The organism is Tatumella ptyseos ATCC 33301 (genome assembly GCF_000735525.1).
GTDB lineage: Bacteria > Pseudomonadota > Gammaproteobacteria > Enterobacterales > Enterobacteriaceae > Tatumella > Tatumella ptyseos.
Window position 1 is genome coordinate 1 of the sequence record NZ_JMPR01000034.1, and the last position, 17,851, is coordinate 17,851.

The 17,851-nt window shown below is 45.5% G+C and carries 9 protein-coding genes and 1 pseudogene; 7 read left to right on the forward strand and 3 right to left on the reverse strand.

Annotated features, from left to right (window positions below):
- Positions 1-270: 270 nt before the first annotated feature.
- Positions 271-969 (forward strand): alpha/beta fold hydrolase, encoded by a 699-nt coding sequence (locus GTPT_RS09610; RefSeq protein WP_071780152.1) that lies wholly within the window; start codon positions 271-273, stop codon positions 967-969.
- A gap of 687 nt (positions 970-1,656) precedes the next feature.
- Entirely contained in the window at positions 1,657-5,499 is a 3,843-nt protein-coding gene (locus GTPT_RS09615) for a hypothetical protein (protein ID WP_029991530.1), read from the forward strand.
- A 501-nt stretch (positions 5,500-6,000) separates the two neighbouring features.
- Here GTPT_RS09615 and GTPT_RS17820 read toward each other — a convergent pair.
- The 3 genes from GTPT_RS17820 to GTPT_RS09630 form a co-directional block, all read right to left on the reverse strand.
- Complete coding sequence (locus GTPT_RS17820; RefSeq protein WP_244875091.1) at positions 6,001-6,954, reverse strand: hypothetical protein; 954 nt, start codon at positions 6,952-6,954, stop codon at positions 6,001-6,003.
- Positions 6,951-11,807: an NACHT domain-containing protein gene (locus GTPT_RS09625; protein ID WP_029991532.1), complete on the reverse strand. Its 4,857-nt coding sequence runs from the start codon at positions 11,805-11,807 to the stop codon at positions 6,951-6,953. The genes GTPT_RS17820 and GTPT_RS09625 overlap by 4 nt, the downstream gene beginning before the upstream one ends.
- A gap of 227 nt (positions 11,808-12,034) precedes the next feature.
- Positions 12,035-13,990: a hypothetical protein gene (locus GTPT_RS09630; protein WP_029991543.1), complete on the reverse strand. Its 1,956-nt coding sequence runs from the start codon at positions 13,988-13,990 to the stop codon at positions 12,035-12,037.
- Between the two features lie 363 nt (positions 13,991-14,353).
- Here GTPT_RS09630 and GTPT_RS09635 point away from each other — a divergent pair, with 363 nt between their 5' ends.
- The 5 genes and pseudogenes from GTPT_RS09635 (at position 14,354) to GTPT_RS09660 (ending at position 17,652) form a co-directional block, all read left to right on the forward strand.
- On the forward strand, positions 14,354-14,815 hold the full coding sequence (locus tag GTPT_RS09635; protein WP_029991545.1) for a hypothetical protein: 462 nt from the start codon (positions 14,354-14,356) through the stop codon (positions 14,813-14,815).
- A 27-nt stretch (positions 14,816-14,842) separates the two neighbouring features.
- Positions 14,843-15,018 (forward strand): annotated as a pseudogene (locus GTPT_RS09640) (helix-turn-helix domain-containing protein).
- A 347-nt stretch (positions 15,019-15,365) separates the two neighbouring features.
- Positions 15,366-15,623: an AbrB/MazE/SpoVT family DNA-binding domain-containing protein gene (locus tag GTPT_RS09645; RefSeq protein WP_029991546.1), complete on the forward strand. Its 258-nt coding sequence runs from the start codon at positions 15,366-15,368 to the stop codon at positions 15,621-15,623.
- Positions 15,624-15,956 carry a type II toxin-antitoxin system PemK/MazF family toxin gene (locus GTPT_RS09650; protein WP_029991547.1) on the forward strand — a complete coding sequence of 111 codons (333 nt, stop codon included), beginning with the start codon at positions 15,624-15,626 and terminating at the stop codon, positions 15,954-15,956.
- 808 nt (positions 15,957-16,764) lie between these two features.
- A complete protein-coding gene (locus tag GTPT_RS09660; RefSeq protein WP_029991548.1) occupies positions 16,765-17,652 on the forward strand; it encodes an integrase domain-containing protein in 888 nt (295 codons plus the stop codon).
- Positions 17,653-17,851: the final 199 nt, after the last annotated feature.

Consider the following 17,851-nt stretch of genomic DNA (forward strand, 5'->3'; position numbering starts at 1 on the left):
AGATCCTTTGCATCCATATCTATAATTGTAAGTTATTATTTGTCTGAAATTCTGCCTGGTGTGTTGTGAGTAAAAGAAAATCGATGAGGTTCATTCTAAATGACATGCAGGAATAAGTTATCCAGTGTTTTGATGATGAGACAGGTTTAACAGGCAATAAACAAATTACGATTTCAATAGGAAATTTCAAGGCGGAGTCCACCCGGGGTGATTCATTGACATCCTGGGTGGAACTCTTATTAACTAATTTAATTAGGCTTGGTGTGAACTATGAAGAATATAATATTTATACATGGCGCATGGCATGGTGGATGGTGCTGGAAAAAAATTGAACCTTATTTTTCAGACGATGAATATAATGTTTTATTTTTTGATATTCATTCATCAAAAAATCCGGATGACGATATGAGCTTTGAGGGAAGCATTAATCTTCTGAAGGAAAAAATAGAAAAAATGACTGGCGATGTTATTCTTGTTGCTCACTCAATGGGAGGGATGTACGCCACTCAAGTATCTGAATACTTTGTCAACAAAATAAGTAAGATTATATATGTAAGTGGTTTTATCCCAAAAGATAATCAGTCGTGTTTAGATCTTGCGTTAAATGATGTTGGGATCGTTAAGTTCGGGCTGATATTTAACGATGCTAAAACACTAGTCACTGTTGATGAGAAAATTATACGGCCTGCATTTTACAATGATGTGTCAGAAGATGATTATGCATTTTGCCGGGAAAATATCAAACCACAGAACTTTTCCCATTACACCACTAAAGTAAAACTGGCAAGTGATAATTCAAAAAAAACAACCAGGATATTTATTCGATGTATGAGAGACATGGCAATAACCCCAGGATTCCAGACAATTATGGCGTTGGAAAATGGTTGCGATATTTATGATTTGGATTCCGGGCACTCACCATTTTTATCTAAAGTTAATGAGTTTGTTGATTTAATTAAGAAGTTTTAATTTATGGTCGGGGTGAATTTACTGCTACCCATTAAATTCGGGAGGTTATTATTGTGATAAATGAAAATCTGCTATGTTCTTACGGATTTTATCGGGTAAGTAGGCACTATTAAAAAAAGCAGGTGGCGGTAAGTTTATTATTTTCTTTTGCTGAAAGAGAAGTAAGACTTTTGGCTTAATGAGATATTGTTGAATAAATCGAACTTCTGCTGATCTGAAGGATTAGATCACACATCATGCAGGAATACAGGTCGGCCCCTGGCAAAGCAGAAGTTCAATATCACCAACCGGCGAAACTACAATCAAGCTCTTATTAACATTGATGCCATCATTTTGTGGCTGGGTGATAACGTGATTCAGGCATGGTGTAAGCAGGCAGTTCCGGTACCGTATGTGCCCTGAATAAAATGACGAAGACAGATGTGCCAGAAAGCATGAGTGATAGGATTCGCAGAGAGGCAGAAAAGCAAAAAACCCGCCTAAGTTTCCTTAAGCGGGTTTCTGAAATTTGGCTCCTCTGACTGGGATCGCCTTTGTCATTAAATGATTGTTTATCAAGCTAAAACAAAAATTTTAGTTTGTCAAGACCACCAAGTTGACCACCAATTATTGGTCTAACTTTTCCTTCATGTAATCAAGTCGAGTACTATAGCTATCATACTTAAATATGAAGCAAGTGAGCGAGCTATGCCTAGCGTATTTCAGATAGATCAAACAATTATAAAATCACTTGATGACAAAATAGCTCGTGAATTGATAGCAAGGCTGTGTCGTGCTGAGCTCCGAAAGCAATCACTTCCTGATTCCTGTGTTACTTGGGGTGGTGATCAACGGGCTAAAGATGGTGGTGTTGATGTCAGGGTTGATTGTGCGACCACGTTAATTTCTCCTAATTTTATCAAAGCAAGTCAGACCATATTTCAGGTTAAAGCCGAAAAGTTTCCTCCAGCAAAAATTACGAAAGAAATGGCGCCTTGTGGAGATATTCGCGCTATTTTCCATGAAATTAGTCAGGTTTCAGGTGCTTATGTCATTGTCTCAACGAAAGATGATATTTCGGATGAAGGATTGCGAACGCGTAGAAACGCAATTCAGGAATGTTTAGCACAGCATGGGTTTATCTCATCTGTTACGTTTGATTTTTATGATAGCCGCCGAGTCGCTGATTGGGTTGAAGAACATCCGTCGGTAATGACATGGCTGCGATACTGTATCAATCAGCCGCTGCGTGGATGGCGTCCTTATGGGCCGTGGGCGTATGACGAAGAAAACGTTGAAGCTGAATATTTGCTTGATGATAAAACCCGCGTATTTATGCCTGATAAAGATGAAGGTAGTAATGTTTCCGAAACGATTTCGACATTGCGTAATCAATTGGGCAGCTATGGAACTGCCTCGATTCGAATCGTTGGATTATCGGGCGTGGGTAAAACAAGGCTTGTTCAGGCGCTTTTTGATACGAGAGTATGTCCGGATACAGTTTGTCCCCACAGAGATCATGTCGTTTATACCGATTTAGGGGATGAGCCAAATCCAGCGCCACAAATTATGCTGGAACAATTAGTGGGTATCGATTCTGGTACCATTGTTATAGTGGATAACTGCGGTATTGTGACACATAACAAGCTTACTGGTTATCTCAAGAACAAAACGGTCAATATTAAACTTATTACAATTGAATATGACATTCAGGACGATATACCAGAAAAAACATCATGCTATAGACTGGAAGGTACGACACCGGAGGTTATTTTTAGTCTTTTAAAGAAAAAATTTCCTCAGCTCTCAACTAATGATATCGAACGGATTGTTGATTTTTCTGATGGTAATGCTCGTGTTGCTTTTGCTTTGGCATCTACTGTTGAATCTGGAAACGACTTATCCCAGCTACGAGAAAGGGAACTATTCGAAAGACTTTTTCGGCAAAAGAATGACCATGATGATAGCTTGCTGAGATGTGCTGAAGCTGCCAGTATTCTGTATTCATTTGATGGCGAGGATTTATCAAATAACGGCGAACTGGCTAAGTTGGCAGGACTGGCCGAGGTAAGTCCGTTAACGTTTTCAAGACACATGGTTGAACTGAAACGTAGAGGTTTATTACAATCGCGGGCGGAATGGCGAGCGCTTTTACCTCATGCCGTGGCGAATAGATTGGTAGTGCGGGTTTTGGAAACGGTTCCTGCTGAACATTTGATTCAGGTATTCATAGAACAGGGCAGTAAGCGTATTGCACGATCGTTTACCCGACGACTTTCATTTCTGCATAATTGTCAGGAAGCCGTGAAAATAGCGGAAAAGATGCTGTCAGCTTCTGGCTATCTTGGTGATTTTTCAAAACTCGGGTCTTATGAGGAACAGATGGTTGCGAATTTGGCTCCAGTTAATCCGTCTGTCACCCTTGATGTAATTTCCCGGCTGTGTGATGAGTCAACTTCAGAGACTCATGAGGACAGTTCCAGAGAATATTTTGCACGTTTGGCCAAGTCTATTGCGTATGAAACTCTATATTTTAATGATGCTGTTTTGATACTAAAAAAGCTTTACCTCTCTGAGTTAAACGAGAAAAAAAAGAAAGAAATAAGAGAAATAATATCATCACTTTTTTTCTGTCATTTATCAGGAACAGAAGTTGGACCGATTGAACGCCTAGGTGTTGTGAATAATTTTCTGAGTAGTACCAATAAAGCTGAGTATGAGTTGGGTATCGATTTGTTGATCACCGGTCTAAAAACGCAGGGCTTTAATGCTCATTACAGTTTCAGTTTTGGCGCCAGAAGTCGAGATTACGGTTGGTCCCCTAAGTCTGAAAAAGATTTTGTATTATGGTTTTGTACTTGGTTTGAACGGGCGCTCTCAATTGGCGAGCAAATTTCCGTTGACGGAAAAAGAGTTAGAGAGGAGATCAGCAAATCTTTACGTGTCGTATGGGGTGTATCCAAAATTGAAACTATGCTAATCCATCTGGCAGAAAAATTTCGAATAATTGATGGTTGGCCGGAAGCGTGGCTACTATCAAAAGTGTTATTAAAAAATGGGAACAATACATGGTCTGATGAATCGTTAGAAAATCTGAAAAAATTCGAGATGATTCTCAGGCCTGATGACCTTATATCTGAAGTCAGAGCCAGAATTATCGCCAGAGGGGGGATGGTCGAACACCTTGAAGAGGGAATGAACAACCTTTCCTATGAAGAAAAACGAATTTTATGTACCAAGAACACAGAGCTTTTAGGTTTAAGGTTAGCTGAGGATAAGGCTATCTTAAAACAGCTACTGCCCGAATTATGCGAACATAATAAAAGCGGTTTATATGATTTTGGGCTAGGAATTGGAAAGTCTGGCTGTGATGTTGATTGGATATTACAGGAAATAAGAGTTTATTTAGCCAATGACAATAATGGGCAGGTTAACTTAAGCCTATTAAAAGGGATTATTAATAACTGGAAAGCTCGGGCTATGTTTGAAGTTGAGGGATTTCTAGACAGCGCCGTCTATGATTCAGTATGGAACAAACGATTTGTTGAAATTCAAGGAGTGACATTTCTTAATGCAAATGCATTTAAACGTTTATGCTATATATTAGAATTGGGTGAGTGTCCATCGTACCAATTTTCATATCTTGTAAATGTGGGGGCTGATAATTATTTCACTGTAGCACAAATTGAGATAATACTTCGTAAGTTATGTTTAAAGCAAGACAATGCTGGCACTATTTCAGCTTTAAATATTTTATTTATTATAGTTCATAATGCAAAAAAACATGACCCAAAATATAAGCTTGAACTGGTGATATCCATAGGTAATTTTTTATCGTGCATGGACTGGGGGAAAGTTGACCGGGATGACGCCATGATGTCTCATGACGTTTGTGAAATGCTCCATTTTTTCTTAACTGATAAAAATTCAGAAAGTTTCATTGCTGATATATTGAATAGAATGATGTCTACTATATCAAGTTGCTGGTATCGTTTTGATGAAACGCTAAAAAACGCAATAAGAACGTTCTTTAAACATTACCCAGCATTGTCATTAGATATAATATGTAAGCCTGATGAAGATGGACTGTATGGCATTGCAAGCGAACTCACTTCAGCATCTTTGATAGAAAGAGAACAAGGCGGTGCTCTGGAGTCAGTCTCGGCTAAAATTCTTATTGAATGGTGCAATAAAGATAAACATCCTGAATCCCGTCTGGAATTTGTTGCTGATGGATGTAAGTTAATTGAATCACACAAGGATGGTGATAGATATATATCTGAAACAGCCATCAAGATCCTGGAATTTTCTTCAAATAAATCTAAAATAATATCGTGCTTTATTGGGCGTTTTTTCCCCAGTTCATGGTCTGGGTCATTGGCAAATATTTTGGAGTCATACTTACCATTACTTGACGATTTTGTCATTGCAGGTGATGAAATCACTAACTCAGCAGTTGAAGAAGCAAAAAATAAATTAATAACATGGGTGGCTTTAGAAAGGCGTAGTGAATACGAGAGAAACAACAGCCAGAATCTTAGCTTTGAATAATAAAGCGCGCATATTATTTACCACAGGGCAACTTTTCTTGTTCCGTCGGTGACCAGCATAAGTTGAGGTAGTGACATGTCTGACAACAGACTCTTTCATCAATTTGTAAAATATGACATTTGCTGTTTCTACGATCGTACACAACTTGATGAGCGCAATGATGTATTTCCTTATCGGTAAAGATAACTTTAAGATCGGTAGAGCGAATACTAATAGCGGAAATCTCAATGGCACAATTCTCAGAATGGCATTGTTCCCATGAATGAAAACGGCATGAATCTATCAATGGGCTATTACGAAGATAATGATTTTCGGTCCCTGTAACTACCAACCATTCAGTATGATAGTTTTTTATGTTTTTGACCATCAAAGGGAAATTATTTGTAGTCGAAGATGCTGATGGAAAGCCCGGAAAATCTTCAACAGAGGAAACCGTTAGTCTGCGGCCTAACTCTTCTTCGCAGGTAGTATGAAGTTCCTGAAAGCAAGCTGTAATAGAATCTAAATGCGTCGTGAGATCGCCTGCATCTGTAGCGCAATTTTGGGTGTATTCGAGCGTGTAATGCTCCCCGTGTAATGCTCCCCTTTGTTTGCTACAACAGCTAAAACGCCATCATGGCGTTGCAGAATGAGTACCGGATAAATCAATACTTGTGGTTTTACTCTAAAAAGTCGGCTGCCTGTTTCTTCGTAATGAACGTGTAGGCCATAAAATGCAGAGTTCAATGAATTAATATCAACATATTCTTTTATTTGCGCAGGGCGCAAAGGAAACGGAATTTCTTGTGCCAGTACTGAACAGTGTAAAAGATTAAACAAAGCATCGACATCGCTTTTGTATGTTTCCAGCTTGAAAACTTTAATATCGCTTGTACTTACTCTGCCATCAACAAACGTTAGAACAGGGTTTGTAAATACTACCGTCCATTGCCCACTGGAGAGAACAGCACAAGGGGGGTTATGCTCGTATTCCTTTTTCATGGTACACACGTAACCCATGATCTGTTTCAGATAGTCATGCCATTGTTTTGTAACAGGTGATTCATCTTCAGGCTTATCATCCAGAATATGGCGGATTGCGGCGGCAATAAGATCGTCGTCCGTGGCTCTCGTTTCGGGATTACGGGCGGAAACAAAAGGTTTATCCCAGGCTTTTGCTTCAAAAATCATTAAAGGTGCTTTTGTTTCTTCCTTTAAGCCAAGGTAATCCATAAAGCGTGTCGTTTCGGCCTTTATTCTGGCTTCTTCCGCCACATTACCTTTTGCACCCAGACGCCAACCCAGAATTGTCAATAGACGATCGAAGAACAGGATGCGCGTATGATGTTCAAGCAGCGTTTTCTTGCTCTCTTTCGAATAGGGATCAAGATCCTCATTTTCAAGAGACTGTGTCATATCCTCAATTAATGTGGATAGATCTCCACGAAACTGATTACGCAATTGATGTTCGTTCACTGAATCAATTCCGGCAGCCGGTAAAGCAGGCGTCTGGCTGCGGGCCAACCGGCTGCCAGAAAAATATCCAGACTCTCTATCAAACGAGCTCGTCTGTTCTCATCTTCAAAGATGGTTTTATGATCGGCAAGAAACACGCCCATCATTTTTACCAATTGTTCCATTCCCAGCGTTTCGTTCTGGAAACCGGATTTTTCTGCATGACTTAACGCATGAGCCATCAGATCGAAACATTTGGCAGGATCGACAGGAACAAGCGTTTCAAGCAACTCCAGAAGATAATAAACAGTATGTGGCGAGCTGCAATCACCAATACGGCGCATGTGTAATTCAGTTTCGTTCAGAAATTGCTTAAGTTCTTCATATTCTAATGATGTCTTGTCAGAATTATGCTTCCCTTCACAAGCGAAACGAAGTTGTAGACATGCCCTGTCTATAATCGCAAAGCAGTGTTTTACGTTTTCCCTTTCGGCCTCTGTCAGGTCAGTATGGGGGGAGTATTGTTCCAGTTTTTTACCAGCAGCATCAATAATGCTATAGGCCATATCCAGCGCCCGATGCCTGACTTCTGTATCCTTCAGTTTACTTTGTCTGGCAAGGCCAAAAACAAATCCTTCTCTTAATGTAAACAGGACTTGATTAAGCTCATCATGATAAACGGTGGGTTCGGTAATCCAGCCCTGGAGAATATGGTACGATTCTCTGACTTCATGGACTCCCCAGAGAATTGCCAAATCGCCGCTGACCAGAGTACGAATACGTTTCTGGCGTTCGGGATGGTCATTAAAACGCCCCAATAGCTTCTGAATAAGGCAGAAAGAACGGGTTGGCTCGGTATGTAACAGATTTCTTATTCCATCCCCAACCGTATGCTCTATTACACCGGTATTGGTTTCCTGCTCCAGCCGTTCACTCAGGTAACGCCATACGCTATCCCGATCGACATCCCACAGCCGTAGCAGCCGTACTGATGCCTGTAATCGAACGGCCGGATGAGGATCAATCAACATTCTTTCAATATCTGGTTTCAGTCGCTCATACAGATCGGGGCGTAATGGAACAACATCGAGAATAATCTGTGCAGCATCAATCCTCGGTACAGGTGAGCCCCAGCTAACACTATCTTCAAAGTTTTCTTCTGTATCTTCATTCAGGATTGGATCAGTTGCACAGGAAGCGAGATGTACTAAATCTAAAAAATGAGATGTCAGTTTATCAGCCCGATCGTCGTCTAGCGGAGGCAGCAATTTCTGTTCAACAGCAGCAGCGCAGGCCCGGACAATGACATCCTCAGCGGTTGTACGCACATAGGTATGGGCGTGTTCCAGATTGAGCTGCTCATGAAGCGGTTCGAGAATGCTAAAAACATCCTCCAGCGATAATTCGGATGAAAGCGTGTTATTCGTTGTTAAACCCAACGCAGTTTTAGCGGTTTTGACCGCGTTGATAAGAGTGATGTTGTCCGGTTCGTTCCGATCCAGACCATCGATAAAATCGTAAGGTATATCGGTGCTGACTGTAACGGGGGAAATGTTGAAAAGCCTCTTATTACCAGCTGTTTCACCATCCCTTGGGGTGTTCTTCAGGAAATTTCTGGCTTGTACAGTCTGAAGATTCTCTGAACCAATTGTACTGAAAAGGCGGTACAACAAACTGGTTTTTGCTTTCTCAGGGTAAACATAATCAGAGAGGTCATACTGAAAGGCGGAATTTTCCAGTTCTCGCCGCTCATGCTCTGAACGATGCGTAATTCCCATAGCGACCAGATCGATAGCGTCTTTACGGGTATCTTCATTTTGGATAAATGCTTCTTGTGCAGCAACAGGCCAGAGAAAATCAATCAGGCCATCATTGCGTCTATTTGCAGCCAGAAAGATTCTGGCCCAGAAAATTGCCAGCGAAGCTTTTTCACAGATAAGTCTTGCCAGAACGAGCGCGTCGGGTTCGGGCGCGCTTTGCAAGCGCTGAAATAATTTTTTAACCAGTACCTCTCCGTCATGAGCATGTTTACCATCAGGATCGTGCGCCCAGATATAGCTGCGATCGGCCTTAAGGTAAATATCATGCCCAAGAACGGGCACATGCATCACAGGTGTATCTAAGGGATGACGTCGAGCAACATACCCGCTTATTGCGCGCACTGCGGCATCCACAGCTAGACTAGGATATTGTTCGAGAAAACGGGAGAAATATTCTCCAAGTGAATAACGAGCCGATTCATAATCTTGTCGGGCATTTGACCTCAGAGGCAGGATTCGGCTGTTTCCCAGCGTTGTTTCCCGTTCTTCTGTGACATCATGGGTATAGACAAACTCGAATACGTTAACTACAAACTCAGGCGCACAATCTCCGATTTTCTTAATGTTGTAACAGAGCACGGGGATCTCTTCTGAACCAAAGCGTTGGAGACGTTCGGAAGAAATAAGCTGCTCCAGTAAATGGCAGGATGCCTGCACATCGGTATTGATAGTATCTGTAACGAGAAGAATAGCGCTTCTGACAAAATAATCTGGTTCACTCAGCGCAAGGGCGTAGGAAAACACAGCGCGACTGGCTGTCCCCAGCATATTGCATAAGGGTTTATCGGTAACTCGCTTGATAAGCGGGTACAACAGAAAGCGTAATGTTTCTGCGACCTTATGTACCTGGGGCGTCAGCGCTGCTACCAGATATACCCATGGAAGAGCTACAACCTCTTTTTCATCTTCAAAACGTATTGCCAGCGCTCCGCAGATATGACTGAGCGTGGTTATCATCTTCTCATCATCGGCAGCCACTCGTTCAGCAAGCCAGAGCAGGTCATGTTGAGCAGTGGGATAATCTGCCGCAATCCGACCCGCCGAACTACGAATGATAGGATCGCCATCTTTGTCGTTGACCAGATAACTCACTGCCTGCCAGAAACGGTAATGGTTATTGTCATAACTCCAGATTTCCTGAAGTACAAAACCGAGCGCCGGGGATAGCATTAGCCCCAGTGCCTGTTGTTTGTGGAAACGTAATGTCCCCGCAATTAGCGTTTCTGGATCGAATGATGTCTGGGCCGCAGCGTAGTCAAACAAAAGGTGATGGCGAAACTGTATCCGACGGTCATTTTGTTCCCGAATCAACACCCCTTCGCGGCAGAGTGTATCGATCATGTCGGCATCCGTGTCCGCAAGCAGGGATGAAACACTGAGTGAACGCGCATTAATCATGGCATCCACTAATGTTTTTATATTTCGTGTGGCCTTAAGCCCATGAGCCTCAACGCGACGTTGCCAGTACAGTTTTAAGAGTTCTGACTGAGACGAAATATCCGTCAACCTGACACCCGTCTCTTGGGAAACCAGTTCTGCCAGTAGTCTGGTATTAAACGGGACTTTCGCTAGATCCCGCAGTTTTTTAGAAGCGCCCTCAAGGGACGTAGCCAGAGATGGAGATTTTTCCAGTAGTTGGAGAAATTCATCATCTGACCAACGTGGGATAACGATGTGGCGAACTGAAGAGAACAGAGTATCAGCACGTTTAGCAACAGGAGGGGTACCTTTAAACAAATCACGAAGTTTTACCCCCATGCGCAGATCAAAGCTGCGTATAGAAGCAACCACTCGCCATCTGCCACCCCAAGCTAACACTTGCTCAATGAGTGGGCGAAAAACGGCCTCTCCCTTGCCCCCTCTGGTGGCATCCAGCGCATCTATAATCAGCCAGCTCTGATATGAACCATCCCACGCCTGAAGCACGTCGGTCAAACTATGTTCAAGCCTGAGTTCATGGGTTAGGTGCCCGAGTGACTCAACGGAATAGCGATCAACGGCCAGTTCCAGTACATCATCTCCCCGTTCGCGTAGGCTGCGGGCCAGTGCATTCAGCACTCCGCTTTTACCCGCTCCGGGTTCACCAATAATTAATAGCGAACCTGACTGTACGGCTTGCTCAACTTCATTCTGACACTCCCTGCGGAGGGTAACGGGCTGGCCTGACTGACTTTCAATGGCCTCATATTGATTAAGGGAAGCAGCAATCTCCTGAGAATGCTGTTGAAGTCGGGCAATATCATCCTTGTAGCGAGGAGGTGCTGCGAGTTCGATCCCTTTCCCTGCTAGCTCGTTGCGAAAAGTTGACAGATCGCCGCCATCACGGCTGGACATCATTTTTCCGCAAATTTCGGTAAGAACACTTAATGCTGCCGTTGCCTGTGTGCCTTTAGCAAGGATCTGAGTAAGCCGTGAACAGGCGAGTAAAGCCATGTTTTCAACATCAATCACCAAAACAATAACCAGGCGGCAAAGTTCAGATACAAGGTGAGGCGGTAGGGGCGCGGAGGTTATGCTATTCCAGGCTGTGGAAATACAGCGTTCAAAAATGTTATACGCCTGTACCTGCTTTTGATTCATCGCTCCGCTGCCGTGCTGAGAAAAAAGAGATAAGGCAGCAGGAAGAACGTCGCGAATTGAAGCCGAAGCTTTGGTACTGACGGCTAATACCAGACGGTCTTTATCCGGATCGAGAGGTCGATTCCAATCCAGAGAGCCATTGCCATCCCGGCAGGTTAGCCACTGTCGGACAAACTGTTCCACAGTCCGATAAAAAGGCTTTTTTTCATCATCTGAAAGCGACAGCGTTGTTTTCGCCTGAATGGCGATAAAACCACTTACGGATGTAGCCACCAGTATATCGTCAACGGGCGCTTCGGTTTCAAAGCGCAACCAGACGGGAGATGCCTCGCCCAGTCCTAATCGTGCATCCAGTCTGCTACCAGACAGGAGCTGAGCGGCAAAGTGAGCCCCCAACTGCTGCTGAAATAAAATACCACTACTGGTTGCTGCTCCACCGCCATTTGCGGGACCGTTCAGATTGATGTCAGACAAGTTTCACCTTCATATAATGAATGCTGTGCTTTAGCACTATTCTACCTGTTCTTACGGATTATTTTACGGATGGTTTATTAGTAAAACAAAGCGATAAAAAACTCTGAGAAGGATAGTTAGCATCGTTTGCTACCCTAATCCAGAAAACCAGCCGTTGCGGAAAGCCTAATCGAGCAACACGAAACCATGGCAGAGTGGCTATGGATAAAGCGTATTGGCAGGATAGTTTATAACCGCCTCTGACAGCGCCGCAAAAAACGTCCTTCTGACACCCTATCCACAAAGGGGCGCAGCAACATTGCAACCTTCATCGCTTCCACTTCGTTAATATGGCAGTCACCATCGCGAAAGAGCGCCATCATGCCACGAAGCAGATAATCATACAGGGACGAATTTTTTTCATGAACCGGACTTTCCATCCGATACTTTTGCAATGCTGTTACCACGGACTCATGGTCTTCCTGCGAAGCGCCGACGCTACTACGGATATAACCCCAGTAATTGACGGTAGTCTTGTTTAACAAATAGAGAAAAGCGTCGCAAAGTTGCTCAAACTCATTAGCCTTAAAGTATACCCGGCGAGTATAGATATTAAAAAAATCCTGTAGTTCAGTCAGCAACGTTAGCAAACTCTGTTTGCTGTCTATCTGTTCAACAGAGATATTACTTTCCGGTTGGTAGTTTGAATAAATATCATCGGATGTATAGGGAATATGGCGGGGGGAGCGAAATGGCAGGCGTTGCCAGCCTCTGCGTTCTGGGAAGTAATTAGCACAGTACCAGCTATCTGCCACAGGGATTAATTTCTCCATCAGCCAGCGATATGTTGTCAGTGCATCCCAGTAATTACGAGGTCCGATGGCGTCCTCTTCCCTATTATCAAGATTATAGCGACTGGGAGGTTGCCAGATTAGCGCTACGCGATGATTAGTCAGGCGATGACAATTGGGATCGCGGCTGGCTAATAGCGTGACGTGATGCCCTTCATTCATAATCTCATCTTTATGCCGAGTGAAAACCATAATACGCTCACGCACAGGGTTAAATATCGACCACTCGCCTTCGGTATCCAGATAGTCATGATGTTGACAAAAGATGTCGATGCGACCCCATAGCCAGAAAGGAATGGTGATGAGATGAATATTATCGCCGAGTGGCGTACTGTTTGAAAAATCAACAGTCCGGCAAATCCGATCAATTTTTTCCATACGCTGTTTGTAGCATTTCCAGAATTTGTCAAAAGCCTCACAGAGCGAGCGGGTTTCATTTAGGGTAAGCAGAAGACGACAGTTTCCAATGTCGCAATAATAATTCTCGCCATGAGATTCTTTTAAAACCCATGGTCTGACTCCCGCCTCCGGTGGGCTACCGACCCCTTCGAAGGCTGAATTTAGCAGGTTACTCGGACTCATTGTCAGCAATACATGGCTATAGCGGCCATTTCGAAAATCAATAAAACAGGAAAGGGGGTTCCCTTTCAGGTTAGGTAAAAACGCCTGAATAAACACATGATCATTCTGAAGCGTATAGGTATCACCAGTAATGTGTTCATATGGATGTGTGTAATTTCGCCAGGCAGAAGATTCGTTATAGTCCCACACACCATAGTTTTTGATATTTAACAGTGCTCGTTCGCCATAAAACAGAGCCACCCAGCTCTCGTGACAAAAGCGATACAACAGATCTGGACAATAAGGATTTTTCAGCCAGTCGTGGATCAATTCCGTATCAAGTAGGCGATGTACTATATTCTGATCCTTAAAAAGAGCCTCTTGTTTTTTGTATTCCGCAATTAACTTCGCTGACGCTTTCTCACTGAGGAAAATGTAAAACTCATTGATATTCACCTGCCATTTTTCCCGATGTTCATTAAAGCGCTCGACAGTGGAAATATATTGACTTTTTGTTAATTTTTTATAACGTTTCACTTCGTATAACGAATAAATGTCCTGATTGCCGTGCTGACGATGCGTAAAAATATCCGCCCCAAATTGTGATTGGCCGGAAAGGCCAATCGTCATGGCATCAACTATCTCGCCGTCTTCGATTTTCAGCCGTTTTTTGATGAGCTCACAACAAAATAGTTCAAACGTTTTCTGTTCCATAAGCTCCAGTGGTAAATAAGCATCTGCTTTCCCTACTGGCGGCCCCAGCTTTACAATCTGTTGTTCTGTAATATTCAACGGACTCCCTCCGAAAAATTGGTGAAGATGATACTTTCGCGACCAATGCTATATTTATAACAATCTGCGATCTGTATTCCACCACTTCCTATTGCTGTTTTCGATAGAAAGCGGTACCTTTTACTCGTACCTGCAAAATCAGGTGCCGGGATTGGAACCCCGAAATGTTACAGGCGACATACGACGCGCCCGCGTCTTTTTTATGTCGTGCGCTCGGCTATACCTCAATGGTGGGCTGGGCGGGGGCACCGTAAGGTGCGCCGGTTGCCTGTAACGCCGGTAGTTCCAACCCCGTTCAGTCCACCACCATGAGATTGGAACCTCTGGTGGTGGGTTTTAAACCCGTTACAGGAGGCCGCCTCTATGGCTACGATCCCCACCCAGATTCACCCGTTACTTTCCGTTCCCTTTAACGCTGACACCGATTTCACCGTTTTAGCCGATCACTGCGAAAAGCTCGCTGAAGCGCAGGCGGAATGCCTCGACCCGGCGCTGAGAATGGCGCTCTGCGGACGGCTTGCTGCTGTGCTCACGCTATTGAAGCCGGGTCTGCGCGACCCAATCCCTCCGCACCTGAAAGACAGCCTGACCGTCGATACGCTGCCCACGTCTTTCCCCCGTTTCGCGCCCGACACGGATACGCTCTGCGACTACTGTTCAGCTCTGACGCAGCTCCTGCTGTGCCGTATGTATTCGCCGCAGGAGGAGGAACAACTGCGCTGGCTGCTGACCGAACTGCTGGAATACTTTGCCGCAGAAATGAAAGCCCCACGCTGGGTGCGCACGGCTGAGGGCGTGAAGTTTATTGAGGACGTGGTGGCATGATGGCAACCGGGCTGGCACGGCACGGATATTATTTCCGCGCTGAAAAAGCAGAGAGCCTCAATGGCGGCGGTTTCCCGCAAGGCTGGACTGGCACCTCCTCGCTGGTAAACGCGCTTATCCGCCACTGGCGCAAAGTTGAAAAGCTGATAGCTAAAGCGCAGGGCATCGCGCCAGAGCAAATCTCGCTTTCGCGCTATCGCTGATATCTCCCCGGCGCAGATTTGATACGGAAGCTGCGCCGCATTTTGTTTATCTGATTCGAAATAATCCTTTGAACCGCAAAAATAGTTATCTCTAATCTTCAGACTTTACCGTGAAGTAAGCTCCCGCCTGCACAAAATGCTTCATGACCTTAGAGAAGCACCTGATGTATCAGGACGGTCGCCTTTTACCGGCAATGTCGCCTTTGAAAACTGCCGGCTCCATCTCTGGAAGGGGTAAGGCTTTCTTCACGCTTCGTTATACCAAGGAGATTACAATGAATCTGACTGAAAAATGTACACGGCCAGCTGTTGATGTTATATTTAAATATAATATTCGGAGGTTTTCTATGTATACCACTCGCCTGAAAAAAGTCGGCGGCTCTGTCATGCTGGCAGTCCCTCCCGCCGTGCTGAAAACGCTGGCGCTGTCGACGGACAGCGAAGTAGGCATGACCATTGATAATGGCTGCCTGATTATTGAACCGCAAAAACGGCCTCGTTATTCGCTTGATGAACTGCTGGCGCAGTGCGATCCGCACGCCGAAATGAGCGAAGAGGATCGGGAATGGATTGATGCACCAGCGGTGGGCAAGGAGATCCTGTAAATGGACAGAGGGGAAATCTGGCTCGTTTCACTTGATCCTGTTGCAGGTCATGAACAAAGTGGAAAACGTCCGGTACTCATCGTTTCACCGGCTTCCTTCAATAAGCTGACCCGGCTACCCGTTGTTGTCCCCGTGACCAGCGGCGGAAACTTTGCCCGCGCAGCTGGTTTTGCCGTTTCACTGGACGGGGCGGGAACAAAAACAGCGGGTATTATCCGCTGTGACCAGCCCAGAACAATTGATATGGCTGCCCGCAACGGCAAACGGCTGGAACAGATACCTGACAGTATCGTGAATGAAGTGCTGGCCCGGCTGGAAGCTATTTTGAACTGATGCTTTTTATGTAACCTGAACGAGGGCGCTGTCACACAGAGCGCCCTCATTTTTTATAACGGCAAGTGATCAAAAAATTCTTTTACAGCCAGAAACAGTTTCTCCTTTCCGCGCCAGCGGTACGGGCATATCTTTTCCCCCGCAACACCTGCCTGCGGGCAGACCCACGCTTCACAACCTGAAAGAAGCGCCTGATTCGTCAGGACGGTTGAACCCTTTACCGGTGCAAACCTCTGCAAACACCGGGTCGCGGACCACCGCGACGGAGGCCGGAGTTTATACACGATACCGCTTTTACTGCGCCAGAATGCTGGCCCTGTCTGCACCCTGCCGGAGATTCTCCCGGCCTGCGGCCTGCATTTGCCGAAGGCATTTGCTGCCGCGTGGCCGTAAAGCTGCACCAGATATCTATTTTTTAGCACTGTACCAGACCAGTGCGTCACTCTGCCCGCGCGGAGCGGGAGAGTGACGCACGCAACCCTTTCGATCTGCACCAGAGAAATCAACTGCACCAGCCCATAACGGGATTCTGACGCGCCTTTTCAGGCCATTTCTTAACCACAAGGAGAACATGAACCGGTATCAGAGGGGGATCTGGACGATCCGGGGGATAACCCGCGCAAGCGGGCGGCTGCTTTGAAAGCACAACCGATGCCCCATCACACCTCAACAGCCGTCGCCCCGGCGCTCAGATACCGTTCGCAGCCCCGACTAAAAAATCAGGGGCTATGGCCTACGCGCCGGGGAAGCTGTATCAGTTCTGGGTTTTTGGGTGACAAATTTGCGGCAATCATGAAAGGGGGAATATATGGGAATGCTGGAGCGGGAAATGACGCGGTGGGCGAGGCAGGCGGGTGGCAGTCACAAGACGGTTCACGACCGCATCGCGCTGGCGCAGCGGTTTTGTGAGCGTCTGGTGATGGCGCAGAATATTCAGATACGCCGGGTGGAGCACCTTAAGGCACGGCATATTGAGGGCTATGTCCGGGAGCGGCTGGCGCAGGGCATCTCAAAGCGCTCCCTGCAAAACGAGATGGCGGCGGTGCGCTGTATTCTGCGGCAGGCCGGGCGGGTAAAACTGGCTGACGGCGACCGGATAAGCAACCGGGCGCTGGGTCTTGCAGGCGCATCGCGCAATGGCACAAGGCGGGCCATCCCGCCGGAGAATTACCGTCAGGCGCTGGAAACGGCCCGCACGAAAGATGCGGGGCTGGCGGCGGCGATGGAGCTGGCAAGGCTGATGGGCCTGCGCTCGCAGGAGGCGGTACAGAGTGCGCAGTCGCTGAAAACGTGGAAGCAGGCGCTTGAGCGCGGGGAATCCCGCTTAACCGTGGTGTTCGGCACCAAAGGCGGACGACCCCGCGAGACGATAATTCTTGATGCAGGCGTAATTAAAAAAGCGCTGGATACGGCGCTGACTGTGGCAGAAAATCATTATGACAGGCTGATTGATAAGCCCGACCTGAAAAGCGCGATGAAATACTGGCACAGCCAGGCGTCGGGTCTTGGCTTAACTGGCGTATATTCCCCGCACTCACTGCGCTATGCCTGGGCACAGGATGCCATTCGTCATTATCTGGCGCAGGGATTCAGCGGGAAAGAGGCGCTGGCAATGACGGCAATGGATTTGGGGCACGGCGACGGGCGCGGACGGTATGTGGCGCAGGTGTACGGGCGAAAGGCAGGTGCTGACTGATAGCCTCAGGCTTGCAATATATCTGTTATTCATCGGTTTTTGCCCAAAATTATTTGCCCTCAAATAATTTTGGGTATTTTTCTATCAATCTCAGGTTATTAATCGGTTTTCGTACAAAAAATTTTGTGGGCAAAATTTTTTGTATGCTTTTCTATCAATGCTGACATGATTAATAATCACCGACTATTAAATTTTTATT

Excerpts from the sequence above, each read along its gene's own strand:
- GTPT_RS09610 (WP_071780152.1), top strand. The coding sequence starts at position 271 with ATGAAGAATATAATATTTATACATGGCGCATGGCATGGTGGATGGTGC.
- GTPT_RS09615 (WP_029991530.1), top strand. The coding sequence starts at position 1,657 with ATGCCTAGCGTATTTCAGATAGATCAAACAATTATAAAATCACTTGAT.
- GTPT_RS09635 (WP_029991545.1), top strand. The coding sequence starts at position 14,354 with ATGGCTACGATCCCCACCCAGATTCACCCGTTACTTTCCGTTCCCTTT.
- GTPT_RS09645 (WP_029991546.1), top strand. The coding sequence starts at position 15,366 with ATGTATACCACTCGCCTGAAAAAAGTCGGCGGCTCTGTCATGCTGGCA.
- GTPT_RS09650 (WP_029991547.1), top strand. The coding sequence starts at position 15,624 with ATGGACAGAGGGGAAATCTGGCTCGTTTCACTTGATCCTGTTGCAGGT.
- GTPT_RS09660 (WP_029991548.1), top strand. The coding sequence starts at position 16,765 with ATGGGAATGCTGGAGCGGGAAATGACGCGGTGGGCGAGGCAGGCGGGT.